This window comes from Sphingomonas sp. FW306-1B-B10E, from assembly GCF_058782005.1.
Genome location: NZ_JBYSXG010000001.1, coordinates 167,249 through 192,774 on the forward strand (window position 1 = coordinate 167,249; position 25,526 = coordinate 192,774).

The following is a 25,526-nucleotide window of genomic DNA, read 5'->3' on the forward strand; positions in this document are numbered from 1 at the left end:
CGGCGTTGCGCCCTTTGCGCCTGGGATGCGCCATCGAAGCGCCACCGACGCCGCATCGACGCGACAGGCGCGCGCCGCCGACGCGACACCGGCGCGCCTGTCCGGCGCCGGCTGCGCGACACTGGCGCGCCAGGCGAGCGCCGCCTGGGCGACGCGCGCGCGTCGACGACGCGGCGACGGCGCGACATGGGTTTGATCGATTGGGGCGGGGCAGGGGATCATCGACCAGACTAGATCAGACGAAATCCTATTTTGAAAGGTGGCCGCCGGGGAACAGCAGGTTACCGCGTCAGCGCCGCGCGCGCCGCCACCGAGTCCGCGTCCATCTGGAGCTTGAGCGTGTCGAGATCATCGAACTTGGCCTCGGGGCGGAGATAGTCGATCAGCGCGACTTCGATCACCTGGTCGTACAGGTTGCCCTGGAAATCGAAGAAGAAGCTTTCGAGCAGTTCCTCGGGCGGCTCGATGCTCGGGCGGATGCCGCAATTGGCGACGCCGTCGAACACGCGGCCGTCGGCGAGCCGGCCGCGCACCGCGTAGATGCCGTAGGCCGGGCGCAGATAATGGGCGAGGTCCATGTTGGCGGTCGGATAGCCGAGCTGGCGGCCGAGCTTGGCGCCGTGCTGGACCGGGCCCTGGATCGCGAAGGGCCGGGTGAGCAGCCGCGCCGCGCCGCGCGGATCGCCGGCGCGGAGCAATTCGCGGATGCGGCTCGACGAGACGGTGTCGCCATCCAGCGTCACCGGCGCTACGATCTCGGCCGCATAGCCGAGTTCCTCGCCCAAAGCGGCGAGCGTCGCGACGTCGCCCTCGCGGCCCTTGCCGAAGGTGAAGTCGTTGCCGGTCACCACCCCGCCGGCGCCGATGATCTCGACCAATTGGCGCTCGGCGAATGCACGCGCGGACAGGCCTGCCAGCCCCGCGTCGAACCGGAAGACCAGCATCGCGTCGGCGCCCGCGGCGGCGAACAGCCGCGCGCGCTGGTCGAGCGTGGTCAGGCGGAAATGGTCGGTGTGGGGCTGGAAGAAGCGCTTGGGATGCGGATCGAAGGTCGCGACGATCGCCGGGCGGCCCTCGGCGCGCGCGCGCGCGATCGCCCGGCCGACCACGGCCTGGTGGCCGAGGTGAAACCCGTCGAAATTGCCGAGCGCGACGATCCCGCCGCGAAGCTGCGCCGGCACCGGCGAGCCGTTGTCCAGACGCTCCATCGGGTGGGCTATAGGGAGGGGAGGGGCCGATGCCAACAAACTCCCTCTCCCATCGGGAGAGGGAAGGGGCCCGCCGCCGAAGGCGGTGGGAAGGGTGAGGGTGAGGCGAAGGCATCCCACTCGCCCTCACCCTTCCGCCGACTGCGTCGGCTCCCTCCCTCTCCCGGTGGGAGAGGGATTATTGCGGCACGATCCCGGCCCTGATCAGGCGCAGTGCGTTGCCGCCCATGACCTTGCGGATCTCCTCCAACGAAAAGCCGCGATCGGCCAGCGCCTGGGTGACCGCGGCGAGCTGGGAGGTGTCGAACCCGGTGGTGACCGCGCCGTCAAAGTCCGAGCCGAGCCCGACATGGTCGATCCCGACCAGGTCGCGGACATGCTCGATCGCGCGGGCGATGGCCTCGGGCGCGGTCGAGCAGATCGCCGCGTCCCAATAGCCGATGCCGACGACGCCGCCGGTCCGGGCGACGCCGCGGATCTCGTCGTCGGTCAGATTGCGGTTGACCTTGCACGTCGCCTGGACGCCGCCATGGCTCGACACCACCGGGCGCCGGGCCATCTTCACTATCTCGGCGATGGTCTGGTGGCTCGAATGCGCGATGTCGACGATCATGCCGAGCTTCTCCATCCGCTGGATGGTCTGGACGCCGAGCGGGGTGAGCCCGCCTTTCCGGACGCCGTGCATCGATCCGGCGATCTCGTTGTCGAAGAAATGGGCCGGGCCGGCCATGCGGAAGCCCGCGGCATAGAGCCGGTCGAGATTGGCGAGCTTGCCCTCCATGTCCTGGAGGCCCTCGATCGAGAGCATTCCGCCGACCACCGGCTTGCCCGCGGCGCGATCGGCGAGGAGGCGGTCGAGCTCGGGCGCGGAGCGGATCACGCGCAGCTTGCCCGCCGACCCCGCCGCCGCACGGTCGAGCTTCTCGGCATGCCACAAAGAGCGCTGGAGCAGCGAGGTCCAGGTCCGCGGCGGCTGGAGCTGCGCGATCGTCAGCAGGGTGATGTTGTCGGTGTCGGCGCCGTTCGAATCGTAATTCTGGCCCTTGGGGGTCTTGGTCACCGACGAGAAGACCTGCAGCGCGACATTGCCCTCAGCCAGCCGCGGCAGGTCGACCTGGCCGCGCTCGGCATGGTCGAGCAGGCTGCGGCGCCAGAGCAGCGTGTCGCCGTGCATGTCGACGATCTGGAGCGAGGCGTGGAGCTGGCGGGTCTGCGCGGTGACCTTGGGAAGCGGCGTGCGGACGACCTTGTTCATCCCCGCCTCGACGATCGGCGGGGTGATCCCGAAAAAGCCGATGCCGGCGAGGAGGAGGACGATGGCTAGCCCCCAGAGCCATTTCTTCATGCGGTGCGCGCTCCGCTCCGTTCGAGGGTGACGAAGCTGTAGGCGGGACGCCCGGCTTCGCTCGGGTGATCCTCGCGCGCGGTCTCGCGCCAGCCGGTGAAGGCGGGGACGGTGGCGTCGCCCTCGGCGTTGAGATGGACTTCGGTGAGTTCGATCGCATCGGCGCGGTCGAGCAGCAGCGCGAAGATCTCGGCGCCGCCGATCACCGCGGCCTCGTCGCCGGCGAGCGCAAGCGCCTCGTCCGGCGAATGCGCGACTTCGGCGCCCGCGGCCGACCAGGTGCGATCGCGGGTGAGCACGATGTGGCGGCGGCCGGGGAGAGGGCTGGGGAAGCTCTCGAAGGTCTTGCGCCCCATCACCATCGGCTTGCCCATCGTCTGCGCCTTGAAGCGCTTGAGGTCGGCGGGGAGGTGCCAGGGGAGCTTGCCTTGCCTGCCGATCACGCCGTTGTCGGCGCGGGCGAGGTGGAAGGTGACGCGCGCCATCAGCTCGGCTGGCAGCGCATCAGGGCGGCGGCGGCGTCCTGCGCGGAACCGTTGGCCGGGCCGTCGGCGAGCTTCACTTCGTAGAGCTGCGGCCACATCTTGCCGGTGACGAAGATGCGCTTGGCCTGCGCGTCGTAGGCGATGCCGTTGGGGACCTCGTCCTCGCTCGGATTGGGCGGGCCGAGCGCCGAGACGTCGACAAAGCCCTTGACCTTGCCGGTGGCGGGATCGATCCGCGCGATCAGATCGGTGCGCCAGATGTTCGCCCAGATCTCGCCCTGGATATATTCGAGCTCGTTGAGGTCCTTGACCGGGCAGCCATTGGCGGTGACCGCCAGCGTCGATTTCTGTGCCATCGTCTCGGGATCGAGAAAGCGAAGCTTGTCGGTGCCGTCGCTCATGATCACCGACTTGCCGTCATGGGTGAGGCCCCAGCCTTCGCCCTTGTACGCGAATTCGCCCAGGGGCTTGAAGTCGGCGCGGTTGTAGATGAAGCCCTTCTGGTCCTTCCAGGTCAGCTGATAGATCTTGTCCTTCCAGCCGATGATCCCCTCGCCGAAATAAGGCGGCGGCAGCGGCACCTGCGCAGTGACCTGGCCGGTGGCGAGATCGACCTTGCGGAAGCCCGACGTGCCCTCCTCGCCGGTGCTCTCGAACAAGGTGCCATTGTCGAGGAACAGGCCCTCGGTGAAGGCCTGCGAATCGTGCGGGTAGCTCTTTACCACCTCGACGGTCTGGACCTTGGGCATCTCCTCTTGCGCGCCGCAACCGGCGAGGGCGAGCAGCGCGAGCGTGGTCAGCGTGCGCATCAGACCGCCACCGCCGCCTTGATGTGCGGCTGGGCTTGATAGTCGTGGATCACGAAATCCTCATAGTCATAGGCATGGATCGAAGGGGCGTGGCGCAGAATCTCGAGCCGGGGGAGCGGGCCGGGGTCGCGGCCGAGTTGTTCGCGGGCCTGGTCGAGATGGTTCGAATAGAGGTGGCAGTCGCCGCCGGTCCACACGAACTCGCCGACGTCGAGGCCGGCCTGCTGGGCGAGGAGATGCGTGAGCAGCGCATAGCTGGCGATGTTGAAGGGGACGCCCAAGAAGATGTCGGCGCTGCGCTGGTAAAGCTGGAGGCTGAGCTTGCCGTTGGCGACATAGGTCTGGAACAGGCAATGGCACGGCGCCAAGGCCATCGCGTGGAGCTCGCCGGGATTCCAGGCGCTGACGATCTGGCGGCGCGAGCCCGGGTTGGTGCGGATCGTGTCGAGCAGCTCGGCGATCTGGTCGATCTCCTTGCCGTCGGCGGTCTCCCAGCGGCGCCACTGCTTGCCGTAGACCGGGCCGAGATCGCCCGCCTCGTCGGCCCATTCATCCCAGATGCTGACCTTGCGCTCCTGCAGCCAGCGGACATTGGTGTCGCCGCGCAGGAACCACAGCAATTCGATGATGATCGATCGGATATGGAGCTTCTTGGTGGTCAGCAGCGGGAACCCCGCGGCGAGATCGAAGCGCATCTGGTGCCCGAACACCGAGCGGGTGCCGGTGCCGGTGCGGTCCATCGTCTCCGCGCCGTGGGTGAGCGCGCGTTCCATAAGGTCTAGATATTGACGCATTGCGTCAGCCTAGCGGCAGGAACGGGGGCGCGGCAAGGACGCGCGGCATGCGGTTTGCGATTGGCCGCAGTGGGCGGTCAACCTCCGAAGCGGCCCGTCCGCAAGCGCCCCAATGGCGGCCGGCTCTTCTTCGAGCCCTCTCCCGTCTTCGCGGGAGAGGGTTGGGTGAGGGTCTTCTTCCTTTTGCTTCATTAGCTAAGCAGATCCGCGTCCAGCGCAGCTGTGACGAGCTGCAGACGCCTTCCAGATTCGCCCGAACCTCGTTGTTCCAAAACGCAGGACCCGATAGCTTCAGCTCGCCAGAACTGCGTGCGCCGGGCATCGACTTCAACATCATGTTGGCTGCCGACCAATTCGATGGGGTGGGAAGCGGAACTTGTATCCGGCCAGCCCTCGATTGCGCGGCGAAGCCCAGAGCAGGCGCTCGGCATCAGTCGCATCCTGCGGAGCTGCGACGCATGACGATTTGTCTGCCGGAGACGGGCGTCGCATGTAGTAAGAAGTAAAAGAAAAGAAGACCCTCACCCAACCCTCTCCCGCGAAAGCGGGAGAGGGCTAGAAGGCGATGACTGCTCTCGAACTGACGCGGCGCGCGACGACGATGCGTCCGTTTCCGATAAGCAAGCGCTTCGACCGGCGACGATCAGCTGGCAGCACGCGGCGATGCCGCTGGAGGCCCTCGATGCGCCGCGCCGCCTTGCCGATCCCGATGCCGCGGTCGCGCTGTTCGCGTGTCTTGCCGACGAGTCCACCGAAGTGATGGCCTTCGCCTATCTCGACGGCGATCAGCGCGTGCTCGGCATGCGGCATTCCCGTTCCGGCGCGATCGACCGGCTGATCCTGCCGATTCGCGCGATCGCTGCCGACGCGCTGGCGTTCGGCGCGGCGGCGGTGGTGATCGCGCACAACCATCCGAGCGGCGATCCGACCCCGAGCATCGCCGACCGCGAGGCGACGCGGCTGCTGGCGCGGGCGCTCGCGACGCTCGAGATGCGGCTGGTCGACCATCTCGTTGTCGCGCGGGACGGCGTCACCAGCTTTCGCCGGCTCGGTCTACTCTGACCCCTGGCCGTGCTGGACCGCCGCGGGGGTGGCGCGCGCGCCGCTCTTGCATGCCTTGATCATGCCGGGCTCGGGCGGCTGGCCGACGGCGCGGAACATGGCGATATAACCGCCCGCCGAGGGCATCGGCCGCATCGACACCATCGCATAGCCGACCGCGGCGAACTCGCATTTGAGCAGGTCGGGCGGGGTGCCGTGATGCTCGGTCGGCCGGTCGGCATCGACCACGATGACCTGCCCGTCGGGGCGCAGCGACGGGCGCAGTCGCCACAGGAATTCGTAGGGGCTCTCGATCTCATGGTACATGTGGACCATCAGCACGCGATCGAAGCTCGCTTCGGGCAGGCGCGGATCTGCGGGGAGGCCGAGCCGGACGCTGACATTGTCAAGCCGCTCGCGCACGACGCGCGTCGCCAGTGCGTCGCGAACCTCGGGGACGATGTCCTCGGCAACGACGCGGCCCTCCTTGCCGACGCGCTGGCCGAGCCGAATCGTGTAATAGCCCTCGCCCGCGCCGATATCGGCGACGGTCATCCCCGGCTTGATCCCGGCGAGATTCATCACCTGGCCCGCCTCGTTCAGGCGGTCGCGTGCTTCCTCGGTCGACCAGCGCGCCGAGACGATCGTCGCGACCGGGCGGTCGGCAGCGGGGAAGCCGGTATTCTTGGTCTGCACCTTGCGCTCGCGCGGCACGGCGCTGCCGCCGTCGCAACCGGCGAGGAGCAGCCCGGCAATGCCCAGTGCGAGGGCAGCTCTCAATCGACATCCTCCACTTCGACCGTCTCGCCGGTCACGCGCTGCGATAGCGCAGCCGCCATGAAGGCGTCGAGATCCCCGTCGAGCACGTCGCCCGGCGCAGTCGAGGTAACGCCGGTGCGCAGGTCCTTGACCAACTGATAGGGCTGGAGGACGTAAGAGCGGATCTGGTGGCCCCAACCGATATCGGTCTTGGTCGCGTTCTCGGCATTGGCAGCCTGCTCGCGGATCGCCAGCTCGCGTTCGTAGAGGCGGGCGCGGAGCTGATTATAGGCCTCCGCCTTGTTCTTGTGCTGGCTGCGCTGGTTCTGGCACTGCACGACGATCCCCGTCGGGATGTGGGTGATGCGCACCGCCGAATCGGTAGTGTTGATGTGCTGCCCACCGGCGCCCGAGGCGCGGTAGGTGTCGATGCGCAGGTCGCTCTCATTATACTCGACCTGGATGTCGTCATCGATCACCGGATAGACCCATACCGACGAGAAGCTGGTGTGGCGGCGCGCGGCGCTGTCATAGGGCGAGATGCGGACGAGCCGGTGGACGCCGCTCTCGGTCTTGGCATAGCCATAGGCGTTCTCGCCCTTGACCAGCAGGGTCGCCGACTTGATCCCGGCCTGCTCGCCGGCATGATAGTCGATCAGCTCGACCTTGAGGCCATGGCGCTCGGCCCAGCGCGTGTACATGCGCTGGAGCATGCCCGCCCAGTCCTGGCTCTCGGTGCCGCCGGCGCCCGAATTGATCTCGATATAGGTGTCGTTGGGGTCGGCCTCGCCCGAAAGCAGCGCCTTGACCTTGTCGACTTCGGCGCGCTCCGCCAGCGCGGCGAGCGCGGCGGTGCCTTCGCTGGCCATCTCCTCGTCGCCCTCGGCCTCGGCCATCTCGATCAGCTCGGCGGTGTCGTTGAGCTCGGTCTCGATCGCGCGCGTCGCCGTCACCGCCTCGTCGAGGCGGCGGCGTTCGCGCATCACGTCCTGCGCCTGCTTGGCGTCGTTCCACAGAGTCGGGTCCTCGACGCGCGCGTTGAGTTCGTCGAGTCGGCGCAGCGCGCGGTCCCAATCGAGGAAGCGGCGCAGCAGCGCCAGCGCCGCCTTGATCTTGTCGACATGAGCCTGCGCTTCGGCGCGCATGATATTCTCCAAAACTACCATCGGCGGGCCGATCACTGGCCACGCAAGTGCAAGATAGGAACGAAGCGGGCGCGCTAGTAGATTCCGCCCTCGCGTTGCAAGAAGTCGCTGTCGCTCGGCGCCTGCGTCGCCGGCGCGGCCTTTTTCTGGATCGCCTTGGTCTCGACCGCATCGTCCTCGCCGGTGCGGCGGCGGCGCTGCGGCTCGACTTCGGGCTTGAACGCCTCCCAGATCACCGAGGCGAGCGGATCATTGGTCGGCCAGCCGCCGGTGACCGGTCGCCCGCTGGCGCGATCGATGCGGATCATGCGGATGCCGGCGGGGGCGGTGAAGGGCAGGACCTCCATGTCCTTGAACGCGGGGATCGCGAACTGCTTGAAGATCGGCGCGGCGATCGATCCGCCCTGGGCATAGCCGCCGAGATTGGTCGGGCTGTCATAGCCGAGATAGAGCCCGCCGATCATCTGCGGGGTGCCGCCGACGAACCACACGTCGGTCGGCCCATTGGTGGTGCCGGTCTTGCCCATGATCGGGCGGCCGAGATCGCGTAGCACCACCGCGGTGCCGCGCTGGATCACGCCTTCGGTGATGTGGACGATCTGATAGGCCGAGAGCGGATCAATCAGCTGGCGGGCGCGCGTGATCGGGCGGGGCATCGCGCCGCCGTCATAGTCGCGCGCATTGCAGCGGTCGCAGGCGCGCCAATTCTCGGGCCAGACCACCGCGCCGCGGCGGTCCTGGACGAAGTCGATCACGGTCGGATCGAGCGCGCGGCCGTGATTGACCAGGATCGAATAGGCATTGACCATCCGCATCACCGTGGTCTCGCCGGCGCCGAGCGCGTAGCTCAGATAAGGCGGGAATTTCTGGCGCGAGATGCCGACGCGCTGGATCAGGTCGACGACCTTGTCCATGCCGATCTGGTTGGCGACCTGCACGGTCATCAGGTTGCGCGACTGCTCGACGCCCCAGCGCAAGGTCTTGGGGCCGGCGCTGCGCATGTTGCCGAAATTCTTGAAGCATTTGTTGCCGAGCCCGGCGCCCTGCCACACGCAGAAGGGACCGTCGACGACGATCGTCGCGGGGGTCAGGCCCTGCTCCATTGCTGCTGCATAGACCAAAGGCTTGATCGTCGAGCCGGGCTGGCGGAACGCCTGGGTGGCGCGGTTGAGCGCCGAGATGCGCGAATCGAAGCCGCCCTGCATCGCCAGCACGCGGCCGTTGCGCGGATCCTCGACGACCATCCCACCCGAGACCCTGGGGACCGAGCGGAGCGCGAAGGCGCTGCCCTCGGGCGCGACGGCGATGATGTCGCCGGGCTCGATCGCCGCGAACGCCTCGCCGCCCTTGCCGCGCACCGGCATCGACGCGAGGCTGCGCGGCAAGGTGCCGGTCTGGCCGTTGTCGAAGCCGATCTCCCAGCTGCCGCCATTGCGCGAAATCGCGATCGCGGCGCGCCAATCCTCGTAATCGACGCCGATATTGGTGTTGAGCAGCGTCTGCTGCCAGGAACTGCCGATGTCCTTGTGATCGAGCGGGCCGCTCCAGCCGCGCCCGCGATCGTAGCGGAGCAGGCCGTCGCGCAGTGCCTTCTGGGCATATTGCTGGAGGCGGGGGTCGAGCGAGGTGCGCACCCACAGGCCGCCGCCATAGACGCTGTTGGGACCGTCCTCGGCCTTCTCGCCGAACTTGTCGATCAGCTGGCGGCGGACTTCCTCGATGAAATAGCCGCCGACGCGCTCGAACTTGGGCGTCTGGCGCGGCACCGTGCCGAGCGGCTCGGCACGCGCGGCGTCGCGCTCGGCCAGGCTGATGAAGCCGTTGTCGTGCATCTCGCCGAGCACCCAATTGCGGCGCTCGAGCGCGCGCTCGGTGTTGCGGTCGGGATCGTAGTTGGACGGACCCTTGGGCAGGATCGCGAGATAGGCCATTTGCGGCAAGGTGAGCTGGTCGAGCTCCTTGCCGAAATAGGCCTGGCTCGCCGCCTCGACCCCGCCGGCGTTGCGGCCGAGCTCGATCGAGTTGAGGTAGAGCTCGAGGATCTGCGGCTTGGAGAGCGTGCTCTCGATCTTGTAGGCGAGGATCGCCTCCTTGATCTTGCGCGTCGCCGAATATTCGTTGCCGATCAGCAGGTTCTTGGCGACCTGCTGCGTGATCGTCGATCCGCCGCGGGCGCGCTGGCCGCTGCCCATCTTGGTGACGTAATCCACCACCGCGCCGGCGGTGCCGGGGATGTCGACGCCGTGGTGGCTGAAGAAGGTCTTGTCCTCGGCCGAGAGGAACGCCTCGACCAGCTGCTTGGGATATTCGGCGTAGCTCAGCTGGACGCGGCGCTCGCGGGCATAAGAGTGGATCGGCAGGCCTTCGGCCGAGCGGACGTTGGTCGGCAGCGGCGGCTCATAGGCGCGCAGCGTGTCGACCGACGGCAGGTTGCGCGCGATCAGCGCCCAGATCGCCAGCCAGAACAACCCAGCGAGCAAGGCCAGCCAGGCGAGGATGCGGAACCACCAGCGCCGGCGGATACGGCCGAACCAGCCGCGGACTCCCCCGGCCCCGCGCTTGATCGTCACTTTCTCGCTAGAAATGCTGCCGTCCGCCATGCGGGGTGCGGTGTAGCAAGTTTCTGGCACGATGAAACCCGATCAAAACGCGTGCGAAATCAACTCGTCCGTTTCGCGTCTATAATGATCGCATGAGCGTGGCCGGAAAGATGCAGTCAGCGGGAGGCCAGGCGCGTGGCGAAGTGGATCTCGACCGCTTTGCGCACGCTCTGCGCGACCTTCTGCTGCCCTTCGTTGGAAGCGAGGAACGCGGCGTCGGCGAGGTTGGAGATATAGCCGGTCTCGAACAGCACCGAGGGCATGTCGGGCGCCTTCAAGACCATCAGTGAGGCCATGCGGTGGTAATTGGCCTTGATCGGGATCAGCGGCTGCGCCTCGCGGCCGAGCAGCCGCGCGAAATTCGCCGACATGTTCATCGTCTCGCGCTGGGTGAGATCGATCAGGATCGACGAGATGTCGGGGCTGGCGACACCGAGATCGACCCCGGCGAGGATGTCGGCCTTGTTCTCGCGTGCCGCCAAGCGCGCGGCTTCCTTGTCGGAGGCGACTTCGGACAAAGTATAGACCGTCGCGCCGGTCGCCTCGGGATTGCCCGCGCTGTCGCAATGCACCGAGATGAACAGGTCGGCCTTGAGGCGGCGGGCGAGCCCGTAGCGCTCCTGAAGGATCAGAAAGCGATCGTCCTCGCGAGTGAGCGCGACGCGGACGCGGCCCGAGGCGAGCAGCGCGTTCTTGATCGCTTCAGCGACTTCGAGCGTGACTTCCTTCTCGCGCAGCGTCCCGTCGGCGGAGATCGCGCCGGGATCATGCCCGCCATGGCCTGCGTCGATCACCACCAGGGGTCGGCCGGAATCGCCATAGATGCGCGGCAATGGCGCGCGCGCGGTGCGCGCCGGCAGCTTCATCGACACGCTATAGCTCGGGCGACGCGCCGGCTGGACATAGTTGAACGGCGGCAGGAAGCGCATCCGGTTCTCCGCCGCGGCCTGCGCGAAACGCTCGTCGTCGACGGTCTTGAGCTGCAGCGTCAGGGTGCGGCCGTCCTTGGCGAAGCTGCCCTCGATGACGATCGCCGGGCGCGCCAGATCGAAGACGACGCGCGCGCCGTCGCCCTGCGCACCCTGGCGGATATTGGCGACGACGCCGCCCGCGGTCGCGACGCGGCCCGGCTCGGCACCGCGCAGGTCGAGCGCGATGCGCTGCGGCCCGGCGAGCACGAACGCGCTGGCCTGGGTCACCGGAGCGTCGAAGCGGACGACGACACGGTCGCCCTGCACGCGCACATCCTGCACCACGCCCGCCCAGCTCGGCACTCCGGTCAACCAGCCGGAGAGGAGGGCAAGCAGGAATAGCACCCGCGCGATATGCCGCGCCGGGCCATGAGGGGTCCAGCCCAAATGCATGATCCTAACTCTGAGACACGTCTTCGCTGACGAGTCCCTTTTAGGCAGCGCGCCTCAAGTCTCGGTGAAACAGCTTGGTTAATCGGCATAAATTTGCCGGTTGCCGGCAAATTCCCGCCGCGAAGACGCTGCGTTATTCGTATCGGGTGCGGTTGCCGCGTGGCGCGGGGGGTGCTAGCAAGCCTGTGCTCCGATCCTTGTATCGGACGGGTTTCGCGGCCACATCTGCCGCGACAGTTCAGGTTGACGCTTGCATGAGGCAATTTCCCCATCGTCCCACCCGCCAGGCCCTTGCGGCCGGCCGCGTGACGATGGCGGAGCTTCCGGACCACGCGTCCGGGCGTGCCCTGCGAGCAGCAGCATTTTTCGAAACCTGCGAGACCACAGCCGGCGCCGCCGGCCCAGGCCGCAATTTGTATCGCGCGCTCGCGCTCCAGCCCTTCAGGGTTACTGCCTTCAGGGGTCCAGGCCGGCGCGCCCGGAGACTAATAAATGACCATGCGTATGCTGATCGACGCACGGCACCGGGAGGAAACCCGCGTTGCCGTCGTCAAGGGAAACCGGATCGAGGAGTTTGATTTCGAGTCCGCCGAGCGCAAGCAGCTCAAGGGCAATATCTATCTAGCCAAGGTCACCCGTGTCGAGCCGTCGCTGCAGGCGGCGTTCGTCGATTACGGCGGGAACCGCCACGGCTTCCTCGCTTTCAGCGAAATCCACCCCGATTACTACCAGATCCCCAAGGAAGACCGCGAAGCGCTGCTGCGCGAAGAGGCCGAGCACGCCGCCGAGGAAGCCGCGCTGCGCGCGCAGGACGACGGCGACGACGAGGATCATCTCGAAGGCGAGGACGGCGTCGAGGTGCTCGAGCGTCCGCACGACGACGACGATCACGAACATGACGAAGAGTCCGACGGCGAGACTGCCGAGGACGAAGGCAGCGAAGGCGAAGGCGACGGTGGGCGCAGCCGTGGGCGCGGCCGTCGTCGCGGGCGCGGCGGCAAGGAAGACGAGGCCGAGGCGCTGCGCCAGCGCCGCATGAACCTGCGCCGCCGCTACAAGATCCAGGACGTGATCCGCCGCCGCCAGGTGCTGCTGGTTCAGGTCGTCAAGGAAGAGCGCGGCAACAAGGGCGCGGCGCTGACCACCTATCTCAGCCTCGCCGGCCGTTACTGCGTGCTGATGCCCAACACCGCGCATGGCGGCGGCATCTCGCGCAAGATCAGCTCGGCTGCCGACCGCAAGCGCCTCAAGACGATCATGGCGGACCTCAAGCTGCCGCCGACGATGGGCTGCATCGTCCGCACCGCGGGGCTCCAGCGCACCAAGACCGAGATCAAGCGCGACTTCGACTATCTCGCCCGGCTGTGGGACGGAATCCGCGAGGAGACCTTGCGCTCCTCGGCGCCGGCTTTGGTCTATGGCGACAGCGACCTGCTCAAGCGCGCGATCCGCGACATCTACAATCGCGACATCGACGAAGTGATCGTCGAAGGCGAGGACGGCTATCGCCAGGCCAAGGACTTCATGAAGCTCCTGATGCCGAGCCACGCCAAGAAGGTGAAGCAATATGCCGACGCGGTGCCGCTGTTCCAGCGCGCCGGCGTCGAGGACCAGCTCTCGGCGATGTACAATCCGGTCGTCCAGCTGAAGAGCGGCGGCTATCTGGTGATCAACCCGACCGAGGCGCTCGTCTCGATCGACATCAACTCGGGCCGTTCGACGCGCGAGCACAATATCGAGCAGACCGCGACGCAGACCAACCTCGAAGCGGCGCACGAGATCGCACGCCAGCTGCGCCTGCGCGACATGGCGGGCCTGGTCGTCATCGACTTCATCGACATGGATCACGGATCGAACGTCCGTAAGGTCGAGAAGGCGATGAAGGAGGCGCTCAAGAACGATCGCGCGCGCATCCAGGTCGGCCGCATCTCGGCCTTCGGCCTGATGGAGATGAGCCGCCAGCGCCTGCGCACCGGCGTGCTCGAAGCGTCGACCGTCCAGTGCCCGCATTGCGAGGGTACCGGCCTGGTCCGCACCGCCTCGTCGGCCGGCCTGTCGGCGCTGCGTATGATCGAGGACGAGGCCGCGCGCGGCCGCGGCTCGCAACTGCTGCTCCGCGCCAGCCAGGAAGCCGCTTTCTACGTGCTCAACCGCAAGCGCGCCGAGCTGGCCGAGATCGAGGAGCGCTATGGCGTGACGATCGAGATCGCCTCGGACGGCGAGCTCGAGGGCGCGCGCATGTCGGTCGAGGCGGGCGGACCGCCGCCGGCCTATGCCCCGAAGTTCGAGCGCCTCGTCGAAGAGCCCGAAGACGATTATGTCGAGGAGGTCGACGAAGAGGAAGAGGCCGAGGAGGAAGAGGCCGAGGCGCCGCGCGATCGCCAGCCGCGCGAAGCGCGCGAGCGCGACGAAGGCGAGGGCGAAGGCCGCGGCAAGCGGCGCCGCCGCCGTCGCGGTCGCGGCCGTCGCGGTCGCGAGCATGAGGGCGAGGGCGCCGCGAACGCCGAAGCCGGTCGTGACGACGAGAGCGAAGGCGAAGGCGAAGAGGCGATCGCCGAGACCGAGGCCGTCGAGCATGCCGGCGAGGAGCGCAGCGAAGGCGGCGAGGGCGAAGGCGGCCGCAAGCGGCGCCGGCGCGGTCGCCGTGGCGGACGCCGCGGCCATGCCGACGAGGCCAATGCCGAGACGGTGGGCGACGACGAAGCGGCCGAGCCGGTCGCAGAGGTCGCCGCACCGGTCGAGGCCGAAGCCGAGCCGGCGCCTGAGGCAGTCGAAGCCCCGGCAAAGCCCAAGCGCACGCGGCGCAAGAAGGCCGATGCCGAGGTCGTCGCCGAAGCAGCGCCCGAGGCTCCGGCGGTCGAGGCGGCCGCCGAAGCCGAACCCGCGCCGGCACCCAAGCGCAGCCGCCGCAAGAAGGCCGATGCCGAAGCCGCGCCGGCCGAGCCTGCCGCTCCTGCGCCGGAAGCCGTCGTGGAAGCGCCGGCCGAAAAGCCCAAGCGCAGCCGCCGCAAGAAGGCCGATGTCGCAGCCGAAGCGCCGCCCGCCGCCGAGCCCGTGACGCAGGACCTCGCGCCCGAGGCTGGCGAAGCCGAAGCCGAGGCCGCGCCTGAAGGCGAACCGCGCCGCGGCTGGTGGCAGCGCACCTTCGGCGCCTGATCCAAAGGCCTGAGAAAAGGGGCGTCGGTCCGATGGACCGGCGCCCTTTTTCGTTCAGAAGACGATGTTGTGTTCTTCCACGGCGAGATGCTCGATGCGGCCCCGGAAGACGATGGCGCGAACGGCCGTCTGGTTCGTCCCCGAGATTGGCAGGCTGAACCTCACCGCGACGCGGTTCGGCAAGCGCCCCCATCGGCTGAATGTATCTCGTCCGGTTATGTCGCTGTCACGCAGGGCCTCGACGGAGACGATTTCGCTGTAATTCAAGGCACCTAGCACGGCATGGGCGCCGCCGCACCGCATCGCATCGCACGAGACGGTGAAGGGCAGCGGCCGGCGTGGTCGTGCCTCGGCCAGACGCACTGCGCCGACCAATGCGCGGAACGCCCCGAGCCCCTGCTCGACCGAGATGTCGTAGATGCCGAAGTGACTTTGCGTGCCGTCGCAAGCCGCGCCGGGCTGGCGATAGCGGTACAGCCTGGGTGCCGGGTTTGCGCGCACCAGCCGAGGCGGGCTGTCGAGCCAGGCGCCGTCGGCATCTGGCATCGGGGTGATCTCGGCGACGATCTCATCCTGCACGCAGAAGTCGGCAGCGAGGGGCGACGATGCGCTCAGGAAGCGCACATGGTGGATCGCGTTGTACGGCGCCGGCAATCTCGGCTCGCCCATCCGCTCAAAGACGACCGCTGCGATCGGCATATGATCCGCCGGCAGCAGTGCTTCGGCGATCCGTTGCGGCGCCAGCGCGCGGAATTCGCCGGCGCGCATACGTTGCTGTGCCTCCGCACCCGCGGGAAGCGCCAATATTGCAGCCAGCAGCATCCATCGCATGATCGGATGCTATCGCGTGATCCTCGCCTTCACCAGCGGTTCATCGGGGCAGCGGCACGGCCAACGCCATTGATCGCCGTCGGGAATCGGGGGATACGAACTGCCATGAAGCGCATCCTCGTCCTGCTGTCGGCGGCCCTGCTGCTCTGGGTCCAGCCTGCCGTCGCGCAGTCGATCCTGCGCGATGCCGAGACCGAGGCTTTGCTCGCCGACATGTCGCGGCCGATCATCATCGCGGCGGGCCTGTCGCCCAACAATGTCCGCGTCGTGCTGATCAACGATCCGTCGATCAACGCCTTCGTCGCGGGCGGGCAGATCGTCTATGTCCATTCGGGGCTGATCGACGCGGCGGACACCGCCAACGAAGTCCAGGGCGTGATCGCGCACGAGATCGGCCATATCGTCGGCGGCCATGCCGTATTCCAGAATGACGGCGGCTATACCAACATCTCGATCCTCAGCCTGTTGCTCGGCGCCGCGGCGATGGCGGCGGGCGCGGGCGAGGCGGGCACCGGGCTGCTCATGATGGGCCAGCGCGCCGCGATCGGGAAGTATCTCGCGTTCAGCCGCATCCAGGAATCCTCGGCTGACGCCGCCGGCGCACGCTTCATCAACGGCGCCGGGATCAGCGGCCGCGGCATGCTCAGCTTCTTCGACAAGCTCACCGCGCAGATGCACCGCTACGGCTATTATTCGACCAATCCCGAGGTCGATCCGTTCGCGCAAACCCACCCGATGTCGCAGGATCGCGTCGAGAACCTCAAGGCGGACCTGCAATCGGCGCCGTCGTGGAGCAAGCCGATCGACCAGAATATCGAGCGGCGCTTCAAGCGCGTCCAGGCCAAGCTGCGCGGCTATGTCGCCGAGCCCGAGACGACCTTGCGCCGCTATCCGACGACCGACCAGTCGGCACCGGCGCATTATGCGCGAGCCTATGCCTATCACAAATCGGGCTATCCCGATCAGGCAGCGGCGGAGACCGCGGCTCTGGTCAAGACCGCGCCCGACGATCCCTATTTCCTCGAGCTCGAAGGGCAGATCCTGCTCGAATCGGGCAAGCCCGCCGAATCGATCGCGCCCTTGCGCGAAGCGACGCGGCGTTCGAACAATTCGCCCTTGATCGCCGCGACCTTCGGCCATGCGCTGCTCGCGACCGAGGACAAGGCCAACCTCGCCGAGGCCGAGAGCGTGCTGCGTCAGGCAGTCGCGCGCGACAAGGAGAATCCGTTCGCGTGGATGCAGCTCGGCACCGTCTATGAGCGCAAGGGCGACGAGCCGCGCACCGCGCTCGCCACGGCCGAACGCGCGCACCTGATGGGCGACATGCGGACGGCATTGATCAGCGCGCGCTCGGCGATGGCGAACCTGCCGCAGGGCTCGGTCGACTGGGTCCGCGCGCAGGACATTTCGATGGTCGCGCAGACCGCGATGGACGAAGAGAAGAAGCGGCGGCGATGAGCGAGCGACTGTTGCGCAGCCCGCTGGCGCTCGCCGGCGCGATGCTGGCGTCCGCGTTGCTCGGCGCGGGGGTGTTCGCGCTGTTGCTGGCTTGGATGCCCGGGCTCGCCGGACCCGCGATCCGCGGCTATCTGCTCGAGCATCCCGAAATACTGCCCGAGGCGATGGACCGGCTCCAGGCGCGCGAGAATGCGCGCTACGAAAAGGTCCAGCAGGGAGCGCAGGCGGCCGTGCCGCAGCATCTCGGCGAATTGCAAAAGCCCTATGCCGGCGCCTGGGCGGGCAATCCCAAGGGCGACGTCACCGTGGTGGCGTTCATGGATTATGCGTGCGGCTATTGCCGCGCCAGCCTGCCGGGGCTCGAGGAGCTGCTCGCCAAGGATCCGGGGGTGCGCGTGGTCTATCGCGAATTCCCGGTGCTCGGGCCCGAGAGCGTCACCGCGGCGCGCTGGGCGCTGGCCGCCGCCGAACAGGGCAAGTTCCGCGCGTTCCACGATGCGCTCTATGCCGCCGGGCAATTGAGCGCGGAGAACATCGCGGGTGCCGCCGACAAGGCCGGGCTCGACAAGGCGCTGGCCGCGAAGGCGATCGCGGCCGAGCCGGTCGAGCAGGAGATCACCGCCAACCACAAGCTCGGCGAGACGCTGGCGATGACGGGGACGCCGGCCTGGGTGATCGGCGGCAAGCTGATGTCCGGCGCGCGCGATTATGCCGGGCTCGCGGAGGCGGTGGCGGCGGTACGGGCGGGGAAGTAGCTCCCCAATCCTCCCCCGGAGGGAACCAGCGAAGCTGGTGGAGGGGTAGTCTCCACGGGCGATGGTTCAACCTTTGGGGCAACTACCCCTCCACCGCTTCGCGGTCCCCCTCCCCCTCCGGGGGAGGATTTGCAGCCCCCCGCTTGTCCCGCGGCACCCCCGCTCCTACGTAACGGCTCCGTTCCGTTTCCGGGGGCCATCCCGAATGCAATCCATCCTGTCGGTTTCCCAGGTCAGCAAGACCTATGGGTCGGGCCACAAGGCGCTCGACCATGTCGATCTCGAAATCCGCCGCGGCGAGATCTTCGCACTTCTCGGGCCGAACGGCGCGGGCAAGACCACGCTGATCAGTATCATCTGCGGGATCGTCACGCCGAGCAGCGGCACGATCCTCGTCGACGGGCATGACGCGATCACCCATCCGCGCGAGGCGCGCAGCCGGATCGGGCTGGTGCCGCAGGAGATCGCGGTCGACATGTTCTCGAGCGTGGGTTCGACCTTGCGCTTCTCGCGCGGGCTGTTCGGCAAGAAGCCCGACCAGGCGCATCTCGACCAGGTGCTCAAGGACCTGTCGCTGTGGGACAAGCGCGACGCCAAGATCATGGAATTGTCCGGGGGCATGAAGCGCCGCGTGATGATCGCCAAGGCGCTCAGCCACGAGCCCGACGTGCTCTTCCTCGACGAGCCCACCGCGGGGGTCGACGTGTCGCTCCGCCGCGACATGTGGAAGATGATCGGCAAGCTGCGCGAGCGCGGCACCACGATCATCCTCACCACGCACTATATCGAGGAGGCCGAGGAAATGGCCGACCGGGTGGGCGTGATCAACAAGGGCCAGCTGCTGCTCGTCGAGGAAAAGGCCGCGCTGATGAAGAAGCTCGGCAAGCGCGAGATGGACATCGCTTTGGTCGAGCCGATGACCGCGGTGCCCGCCGAGCTCGACGAATGGCATCTCAGCCTCGAGGATGAGGGACACCGCCTGCGCTACGTGTTCGACGCACAGGCCGAGCGCACCGGCATTCCGTCGCTGCTTCGCAAGCTCTCCGAGCTGGGGATCGCGTTCAAGGATCTCGACACTAGCAAGTCGAGCCTCGAGGATATCTTCGTCGACCTTGTCGAAACCAAGCACGCGTCGAACGAAGGAGCCGCGGCATGACCGGCGTCAATTTCCACGGCATCTGGGCGATCTACAAGTTCGAGATGGCGCGCACGCTGCGCACGCTGTGGCAGAGCGTCGCGACGCCGGTGATCACCACGTCGCTCTATTTCATCGTGTTCGGCGGGGCGATCGGCAGCCGGATCCAGTCGATCGGCGACGTCAATTACGGCAGCTTCCTCGTGCCCGGGCTGATCATGCTGTCGCTGCTCACCCAGAGCATCGCCAATGCCTCGATCGGCATCTATTTCCCGAAATTCACCGGCACGGTGTTCGAACTGCTGTCGGCGCCGATCTCCGCGGTCGAGATGGTGATCGGTTTCGTCGGTGCGGCGGCGACCAAGTCGATCGTGATCGGGCTGATCATTCTGGTCACCTCGGCCTTCTTCGTGCCGCTGCGGATCGACCACCCGGCGGCGATGCTGGCGTTCTTAATGCTGACCTCAGTGACGTTCAGCATGTTCGGCTTCATCATCGGCATCTGGGCCAAGGGCTTCGAGCAATTGAACATCGTGCCGGCCTTGCTAGTGACGCCGCTGACCTTCCTGGGCGGCGCCTTCTACTCGATCGACATGCTCCCGGAGCCCTGGCACACGGTGAGCCTGTTCAATCCGGTCGTGTATCTGGTGAGCGGCTTTCGCTGGAGCTTCTTCGGCGCGGGCGACGTCAGCGTGGGGTGGAGCCTCGGGGTGACGGGGCTGTTCCTGGTGCTGTGCCTCGGGCTGATCGTCGCGATCTTCCGGACGGGGTACCGGCTGAAGAACTAGGGATCTCCCGTTGGCCAGAACCCGCTTGTTCCCCGGCGGAGGCCGGGGCCCAGTATCGACGAAGTCGAGAGCGCGTGCTGTCCTGGAGAGCAGTTGCAACTGGGCCCCGGCCTTCGCCGGGGAACAGGGCACATTTTGTTGACCGGCGCCTGGCGGCCGATGCGCGAAGGCGATCTCCCCGCGGTCTCGGCGATCTCGGACGCGGTGCATGGCCGCTTTACCGAACCGATGGCGGTCTATGCCGAGCGGCTGGCGCTATATTCCGAAGGCTGCCGCGTGTTCGAACAGGGTGGCGCCGTCGTCGGCTATCTGATCAGCCACCCCTGGCATCGCGAAGACCCGCCCAAGCTGGGCGCGATGCTCGGCGCGATCCCGCCCGATGCAGACGCCCTATTATCTCCACGACATCGCTTTGTTGCCCGCCGCGCGCGGGAGCGGGGCGGGCAAGGCGGCGCTCGACTTCGTCAGGGCGCAGGCGCGTGCGCTCGGCCTGTCCGACATCGCGCTGATGGCGGTCGGCGGCGCCGATCGATACTGGACCGCCCAGGGCTTTGCTTACGTTCCGCGGACGGTCGACCCGTCCTATGGCGACGGCGCGTACCTGATGCTCGGCGCGGTTCTCCCAAGCTGACCGCGCGCCCTCTTCCAATGTAGGATTTGGTCTGATCTACCCTGGCCGATGCGCCAGCTGGTTCTCCGTCAACGCCGCGATTGCGCGCCCGGCGGCGTCCCCGCCGCGCGTCTTGGGCGGCAAAGTTGCGGACCCGCGCCAGGACCGCAACTTTCTAAACTTTGCCGCGCGCGATTAGCGCATCACCGGCAGCGCGACCAGCGATCCGCCGCACACCCGCTGGGTCGCCTTGACGAAGTCCTCGGGCGCCGCCTTGTAGATATTCGGCACAAACTTCTGTGGGTTGCGGTCTATTACCGGGAACCAGCTCGACTGGACCTGGACCATGATGCGGTGGCCCTTCTTGAAGACATGGTCGTGGCTGCGCAGCGGCACGTCCCAGGCAACCACTTGGTTGGGCGTCAGCGGCGTCGCCTTCTCGAAGCTCCGCAGGTAGCGACCGCGGCGGATCTCCATCGCGATCGGGAACTGATAGCCGTTCATCGTGCGCGGATATTCGCCCAGCGCACCGCCGCGCGCGGGCTCGTAATCGTCGGGAAGCACGTCGATCAGCTTGACGACGAAGTCGCTGTCGGTGCCCGAGGTCGAGGCCATCAGCTTCGCCGCGATTTCGCCGGTCACGGTGAGGTCGGTGTCGAGCGGCGCACTGGTATAGCTCAGCACGTCGGGGCGGTGATCGGCGAAGCGCTGGTCGGCCGCCTCCCACCAGCGCCATTCGAGCGAGGGATAGGTGCGCGAGATCGGGCGCTCGCGGAAGGGCACCGGATTGGCGGGGTCGGAGACGTACTCGCGGCACTGGCCCGGCTCGGCGGGCGGGGTGAAGGAGAGCGTGCCGTCGGCCTGCAGATAAAGGTTGGTCAGCGTCGCGCCCGGCGCGGGCCATTTGGCGTAGCTTTTCCATTCCCACGAGCCGCTCTGGAACATCCGCGCCTCGCCGGTCGGCTTGGTCCCCTTGCCATGGAGCCAATAAGCGAAGAACGGCGCCTCGATGTCGCGCATGAAATCGACGCCGCTGTCCTTGCCGAACTTGAGATAGCCGACATCGCTGGCATTGGTGTGCCAGGTGCCGTGCGCCCAGGGGCCGGCGACGATCATGTTGAGATGGTCGGGGTCCTGCGCTTCCATCTTCTCGTAGATCTTCCAAGTGCCGAGCGGATCTTCCTGGTCCCAGAAACCGGCGACGTGGAGCGTCGGCACGGTGGTGCGGCCAAGCCGTTCGGTCCAGCGCTGGCCCTTCCAGAAAGCGTCATAATCGGGATGCTCGATCATCGCGGTGAGCTGCGGCACCGAGCCCTTGAAGTAGAGCTTGTCGAGATTGGCTACGGGGCCCAGCTTGAGGAACCAGTCGTAGCTGTCGACCGGGGCCTTGCCGCCATAGTCGAAGTCGTTGCCCTGATCGTTATTCTGGAGGCTGAACAGCCAGTCGGTCGCGTAGGACAGCCGCATCGCGCCGTAGCGGTGAAGATCGTCGTTGATCCACCAGTCGTTCCACGCTGCCTGCGGGCTGACCGCCTTGAGCGCCGGGTGCGGGCGGGCGAGCGCTACCGCCGAGGCGTAGCCTGGATAGGAAACGCCGAACATGCCGACCTTGCCGTTGTTGTCCGCGACGTTCTTCACCAGCCAGTCGACCGTGTCATAGGCGTCGGTGGCCTCGTCGACGCCCTTCGCGCCCTTGGCGTCGAGCGCCATCGACATGTTGAAGTCGCCGTCCGATTTGAACTGGCCGCGCATGTTCTGAAAGACGAGGATATACCCGTCCTGCATCAGGAAGCGCATCGAGGCGGGGACGCTCGCGGGTGCCTGGCCGGGGACGCCGTACGGCGTGCGCTGAAGCAGGATCGGCAGCTTGCCGGCCTGGCCGCGCGGGCGGAGGATCACGGTCTGCAGCTTGGCGCCGTCGCGCATCGGCACCAAAATCTCTTCGTAGGTGAAGGGGGAGTCGGCGGGGGCGGTTGCTTGCTGGCGTGCGGGCGCAGCGGAGAGCGGGACGGCAAGCGCCGCCAGAGCCACGAAACCCAACCTGCGCATGCCGTCCTCCCGAATGATGCCGGGAGGGGTAAGGCGCTAGGGATGAAGGGGCAAGCGTCTCCCTCCGTTCGTGCTGAGCTTGTCGAAGCACCGTCCTTTCTTCTCCCGCTGTGGAAGAGAAGAACGGCCCTTCGACAAGCTCAGGGCGAACGGGGTGGGGATATCATCGTCATCCCGGCGAACACCGGACCTCCAGTGCTCCTGCGAAAGCAGGAGCCCAGGATGACGGAGTACTGCACTACCCTGGGCTCCTGCTTTCGCAGGAGCACTATGCGTCGCCGCTCAGCCCAGCCGGTGCTCGCCCTTGACCCAGCGCACGGTGCCCGAGCTGGCGCGCATCACCACGCTCTCGGTGGTCATCTTGCCGCGAACGCGCTTGACGCCTTCGAGCAGCGAGCCGTCGGTCACCCCGGTCGCCGCGAAGATGCAGTCGCCGCGGGCAAGCTCGGTGAGGTCGTAGATCTTGTCGAGATCCTCGATCCCCCATTTGCGCGCGCGGGCGCGCTCGTCGTCGTTGCGGAACACCAGCCGGCCCTTGAACTGGCCGCCGACGCAACGCAAAGCCGCGCAGGCGAGCACGCCCTCGGGGGCGCCGCCCGAGCCCATATAGATGTCGATCGTGGTGTCCGGGTTGGTGGTGGCGATCACCCCCGCGACGTCGCCGTCGCCGATCAGCACGATGCCGCAGCCCAGCGCGCGGAGCTCGGCGATCATCTTCTCGTGGCGCGGGCGATCGAGCACACAGACGATGATCTCGTTGGGCGCGACGCCCTTCGCTGCGGCGAGCGCGCGCACATTGTCGCTCGGCGACTTGGCGAGGTCGATCACGCCGTCGGGATAGCCGGGTCCGACCGCGATCTTGTCCATATAGACGTCGGGGGCATTGAGCAGCCCGCCATGCTCGGCGACCGCGAGCACCGCGAGCGCATTGGGGCCGGCCTTAGCGCAGATCGTCGTGCCCTCGAGCGGATCGAGCGCGATGTCGATCTTGGGGCCCTTGCCGATCGCGCTGCCGACCTTCTCGCCGATATAGAGCATCGGTGCCTCGTCGCGCTCGCCCTCGCCGATCACCACGGTGCCGTCCATGTAGAGCGAGTTGAGCGCCTCGCGCATCGCCTCGACCGCGACATGGTCAGCCGCCTTCTCGTCGCCGCGCCCGACCAGGCTGGAGGCGGCGATCGCCGCGGCCTCGGTGACGCGCACCATCTCGAGCACGAGGACACGATCGAGAACGGTGCTGGCGGTCGTCATCGGCTGGTAATCCCCTTACATGTTGCGGTCGCGATAGGGGCCCGATGTTGCACTGTCGAGGCTGCTAGCGCTGTCAGGCCTTTCGTAATTCTGCTACAACCGTGCGCCAGCCTCGCTTCGTCGCAAGCGAAAGGATCCGTGGATGCTGCTGCCCCTTTTGTTGCTTGCGCAGGAGGCGCCCGCGGTGGCCGCGGCGATCGCCGAATATCGCGCCAGGACCGCGGGCGACGTCCAGTGCAAGGCTGCGGCGGATTCGGACGAGGTCGTGATCTGCGCGCTCCGCGATGCCGATCGCTACCGCGTGCCGTTCGTGCCGCCGTCGCGCCAGGAATTGCCTGACCAGCGCGTCGCGCGGCTGGTGGGCGGGCGGACCGAGCCCGAATGCGGCAAGGGCGCCTTCACTGCGCATTGCGGGTCGGTGGGAGTCAGCGTCTCGGCGGGCGGCGGCCGCGGGCTCAAATGGGTCAAGCGCGAACTGGCGCCGTGATCCTTCCCCCCGGTTCGCCCTGAGCTTGTCGAAGGGCGGCGCGCCGCGAGCGATCTGCTTGGGGAGAGCCGTGCTTCGACAAGCTCAGCACGAACGGGTGGAGGCGGCGGGTTTTACTCCCCCAGAATGTGCATCCACATCGGTTCGCCGACGAGGCTCTGCGAGCCGCGCAGCTTTTCCAGCGCCTGGGCGACGCTGCGTTCGGGGCCTTCATGGGTGACGATCGCGACGAGGACGCTGCCGTCGGGCTGGGCGCCGCGCTGGATCAGGCTCTCGATCGACACCCCGGCATCGCGCATCGCCGCGGCGATCTCGGCGAGCACCCCGACCTTGTCCGCGACGGTCAGCCGGACATAGGCGCGCGCCCTGCGCTCGCCGCTGTCGGCGGCGATCTGTTTGGCGAGTGCATCCGCGGGCATCGCGTAGGGCGGGCCGAACTCGCCGCGGGCGATGTCGATCAGGTCGGCGACGACCGCGCTCGCGGTCGGGCCGTCGCCCGCGCCGGCGCCCTGGAACAGCAGCCGGCCGACGAAATTGCCCTCGGCGACGACGGCGTTGGTCGAGCCGAGGACGTGTGCGAGCGGGTGGCTCAAGGGAACGAGGTGCGGATGGACGCGCTGGAAAAGCCCGTGCGGGCCGGCATCGGCGACGCCGAGCAGGCGGATTCGGTAACCGAGCGCCGCCGCCTCGGCGATGTCGGCGGCGATGACGTGGCGGACGCCGGTGATCGCGACGTCATCGAATGCCGGCTGCGCGCCGAACGCGACGCTGGCCAGGATCGAGAGCTTGTGCGCGGCGTCGACGCCGTCGATGTCGAAGCTGGGATCCGCCTCGGCATAGCCCAGTGCCTGCGCCTCGCTGAGGATCTCGGCAAAGTCGCGACCCTCGGCTTCCATCTTGGAGAGGATGAAATTGCAGGTGCCGTTGAGGATGCCGTAGACGCGGGCGATCTCGTTGGCGGCGGCGCCTTCGCGCAGCCCCTTGATCACGGGGACTCCGCCCGCTACCGCGGCCTCGAACTTGAGCGCGAGATTGGCGGCCTCGGCAACGCGCGCGAGCTCGAGCCCGTGATGCGCGATCATTGCCTTGTTGGCGGTGACCAGGCTCTTGCCGGCAGCGAGCGTGCCGCGGGCGAGCGCGAGCGCGGGGCCGTCGGAGCCGCCGACCAGTTCGACCACGACATCGGCCTGGGGGTGCCGCGCCAGCTCGGCGGGGTCGTCGATCCAGTCGAAGCGCGTGATGTCGACGCCGCGGTCCTTGGTGCGGTCGCGTGCCGAGACCGCGACGACCTCGATCGGCCGCCCCGCACGCCGGGCGATGAGCGCGCCGTTCGCGTCGAGCAGACGAATCACCCCCGCGCCCACGGTTCCCAGGCCGGCAAGTGCGATACGAAGCGGTTCGGTCATTCAATCCTCGGCATGAAAAAGCCCCTCCCCTTCAGGGGAGGGGTTGGGGG

General features: G+C 67.5%; 22 protein-coding genes. 9 read left to right on the forward strand and 13 right to left on the reverse strand.

The window, feature by feature from the left end; translation table 11 throughout:
• The first annotated feature begins 25 nt into the window (after positions 1–25).
• Positions 26–196 (forward strand): hypothetical protein, encoded by a 171-nt coding sequence (locus AC3WJI_RS00860; RefSeq protein WP_492755333.1) that lies wholly within the window; start codon positions 26–28, stop codon positions 194–196.
• An 85-nt stretch (positions 197–281) separates the two neighbouring features.
• Here AC3WJI_RS00860 and AC3WJI_RS00865 read toward each other — a convergent pair whose 3' ends face one another.
• The 5 genes from AC3WJI_RS00865 to AC3WJI_RS00885 all read right to left on the reverse strand — a co-directional run bounded on the left by AC3WJI_RS00865 (position 282) and on the right by AC3WJI_RS00885 (position 4,641).
• On the reverse strand, positions 282–1,208 hold the full coding sequence (locus AC3WJI_RS00865; protein WP_492755334.1) for a bifunctional riboflavin kinase/FAD synthetase: 927 nt from the start codon (positions 1,206–1,208) through the stop codon (positions 282–284).
• A 178-nt stretch (positions 1,209–1,386) separates the two neighbouring features.
• Positions 1,387–2,553 (reverse strand): dipeptidase, encoded by a 1,167-nt coding sequence (locus tag AC3WJI_RS00870; protein WP_492755335.1) that lies wholly within the window; start codon positions 2,551–2,553, stop codon positions 1,387–1,389.
• Entirely contained in the window at positions 2,550–3,038 is a 489-nt protein-coding gene (locus AC3WJI_RS00875) for a dihydrofolate reductase (RefSeq protein ID WP_492755336.1), read from the reverse strand. Before AC3WJI_RS00875 ends, AC3WJI_RS00870 begins: the two co-directional genes overlap by 4 nt.
• Positions 3,038–3,847 carry a glutaminyl-peptide cyclotransferase gene (locus AC3WJI_RS00880; RefSeq protein WP_492755337.1) on the reverse strand — a complete coding sequence of 270 codons (810 nt, stop codon included), beginning with the start codon at positions 3,845–3,847 and terminating at the stop codon, positions 3,038–3,040. The genes AC3WJI_RS00875 and AC3WJI_RS00880 overlap by 1 nt, the downstream gene beginning before the upstream one ends.
• On the reverse strand, positions 3,847–4,641 hold the full coding sequence (locus AC3WJI_RS00885) for a thymidylate synthase (protein ID WP_492755338.1): 795 nt from the start codon (positions 4,639–4,641) through the stop codon (positions 3,847–3,849). Before AC3WJI_RS00885 ends, AC3WJI_RS00880 begins: the two co-directional genes overlap by 1 nt.
• Before the next feature lie 663 nt (positions 4,642–5,304).
• Here AC3WJI_RS00885 and AC3WJI_RS00890 point away from each other — a divergent pair.
• A complete protein-coding gene (locus AC3WJI_RS00890) occupies positions 5,305–5,703 on the forward strand; it encodes a JAB domain-containing protein (protein WP_492755339.1) in 399 nt (132 codons plus the stop codon).
• On the opposite strand, the gene AC3WJI_RS00895 is transcribed toward AC3WJI_RS00890, so the two are convergent.
• The 4 genes from AC3WJI_RS00895 to AC3WJI_RS00910 all read right to left on the reverse strand — a co-directional run bounded on the left by AC3WJI_RS00895 (position 5,695) and on the right by AC3WJI_RS00910 (position 11,550).
• Positions 5,695–6,462, reverse strand: a complete 768-nt coding sequence (locus AC3WJI_RS00895) for a class I SAM-dependent methyltransferase (RefSeq protein WP_492755340.1) — start codon at positions 6,460–6,462, stop codon at positions 5,695–5,697. The genes AC3WJI_RS00890 and AC3WJI_RS00895 overlap by 9 nt on opposite strands.
• Positions 6,459–7,586, reverse strand: a complete 1,128-nt coding sequence (gene prfB / locus AC3WJI_RS00900; protein ID WP_492755341.1) for a peptide chain release factor 2 — start codon at positions 7,584–7,586, stop codon at positions 6,459–6,461. The genes AC3WJI_RS00895 and prfB overlap by 4 nt, the downstream gene beginning before the upstream one ends.
• Before the next feature lie 74 nt (positions 7,587–7,660).
• Entirely contained in the window at positions 7,661–10,186 is a 2,526-nt protein-coding gene (locus tag AC3WJI_RS00905) for a penicillin-binding protein 1A (protein WP_492755342.1), read from the reverse strand.
• Positions 10,187–10,302: 116 nt separating this feature from the next.
• Positions 10,303–11,550, reverse strand: coding sequence for an N-acetylmuramoyl-L-alanine amidase (locus AC3WJI_RS00910; protein ID WP_492755343.1), 1,248 nt, complete (start codon positions 11,548–11,550; stop codon positions 10,303–10,305).
• Positions 11,551–12,042: 492 nt separating this feature from the next.
• On the opposite strand from AC3WJI_RS00910, the gene AC3WJI_RS00915 reads away from it, so the two are divergent.
• Positions 12,043–14,706, forward strand: a complete 2,664-nt coding sequence (locus AC3WJI_RS00915) for an Rne/Rng family ribonuclease (protein ID WP_492755344.1) — start codon at positions 12,043–12,045, stop codon at positions 14,704–14,706.
• A gap of 54 nt (positions 14,707–14,760) precedes the next feature.
• Here the strand turns inward: AC3WJI_RS00915 and AC3WJI_RS00920 are convergent, their stop codons facing one another.
• The gene (locus AC3WJI_RS00920) at positions 14,761–15,537 is read right to left on the reverse strand and encodes a hypothetical protein (RefSeq protein ID WP_492755345.1); all 777 of its coding nucleotides are present in this window, start codon (positions 15,535–15,537) and stop codon (positions 14,761–14,763) included.
• A gap of 105 nt (positions 15,538–15,642) precedes the next feature.
• Here AC3WJI_RS00920 and AC3WJI_RS00925 point away from each other — a divergent pair, with 105 nt between their 5' ends.
• From AC3WJI_RS00925 to AC3WJI_RS00945, 5 genes are all read left to right on the forward strand, one after another.
• On the forward strand, positions 15,643–16,995 hold the full coding sequence (locus AC3WJI_RS00925; protein WP_492755346.1) for a M48 family metalloprotease: 1,353 nt from the start codon (positions 15,643–15,645) through the stop codon (positions 16,993–16,995).
• Positions 16,992–17,750, forward strand: a complete 759-nt coding sequence (locus AC3WJI_RS00930; RefSeq protein ID WP_492755347.1) for a DsbA family protein — start codon at positions 16,992–16,994, stop codon at positions 17,748–17,750. Before AC3WJI_RS00925 ends, AC3WJI_RS00930 begins: the two co-directional genes overlap by 4 nt.
• Positions 17,751–17,955: 205 nt before the next feature.
• Positions 17,956–18,906, forward strand: coding sequence for an ABC transporter ATP-binding protein (locus AC3WJI_RS00935; protein ID WP_492755348.1), 951 nt, complete (start codon positions 17,956–17,958; stop codon positions 18,904–18,906).
• Positions 18,903–19,673, forward strand: a complete 771-nt coding sequence (locus tag AC3WJI_RS00940) for an ABC transporter permease (RefSeq protein ID WP_492755349.1) — start codon at positions 18,903–18,905, stop codon at positions 19,671–19,673. Before AC3WJI_RS00935 ends, AC3WJI_RS00940 begins: the two co-directional genes overlap by 4 nt.
• Positions 19,674–20,052: 379 nt before the next feature.
• The gene (locus tag AC3WJI_RS00945; RefSeq protein ID WP_492755350.1) at positions 20,053–20,304 is read left to right on the forward strand and encodes a GNAT family N-acetyltransferase; all 252 of its coding nucleotides are present in this window, start codon (positions 20,053–20,055) and stop codon (positions 20,302–20,304) included.
• 174 nt (positions 20,305–20,478) lie between these two features.
• Here AC3WJI_RS00945 and AC3WJI_RS00950 read toward each other — a convergent pair whose 3' ends face one another.
• Both AC3WJI_RS00950 and glpX read right to left on the reverse strand, forming a co-directional pair.
• Entirely contained in the window at positions 20,479–22,332 is a 1,854-nt protein-coding gene (locus AC3WJI_RS00950) for a CocE/NonD family hydrolase (protein WP_492755351.1), read from the reverse strand.
• 282 nt (positions 22,333–22,614) lie between these two features.
• On the reverse strand, positions 22,615–23,583 hold the full coding sequence (gene glpX / locus AC3WJI_RS00955) for a class II fructose-bisphosphatase (RefSeq protein WP_492755352.1): 969 nt from the start codon (positions 23,581–23,583) through the stop codon (positions 22,615–22,617).
• A 142-nt stretch (positions 23,584–23,725) separates the two neighbouring features.
• On the opposite strand from glpX, the gene AC3WJI_RS00960 reads away from it, so the two are divergent.
• The gene (locus AC3WJI_RS00960; RefSeq protein WP_492755353.1) at positions 23,726–24,070 is read left to right on the forward strand and encodes a hypothetical protein; all 345 of its coding nucleotides are present in this window, start codon (positions 23,726–23,728) and stop codon (positions 24,068–24,070) included.
• 113 nt (positions 24,071–24,183) lie between these two features.
• On the opposite strand, the gene AC3WJI_RS00965 is transcribed toward AC3WJI_RS00960, so the two are convergent.
• A complete protein-coding gene (locus AC3WJI_RS00965) occupies positions 24,184–25,476 on the reverse strand; it encodes a homoserine dehydrogenase (protein ID WP_492755354.1) in 1,293 nt (430 codons plus the stop codon).
• Between the last annotated feature and the right edge of the window lie 50 nt (positions 25,477–25,526).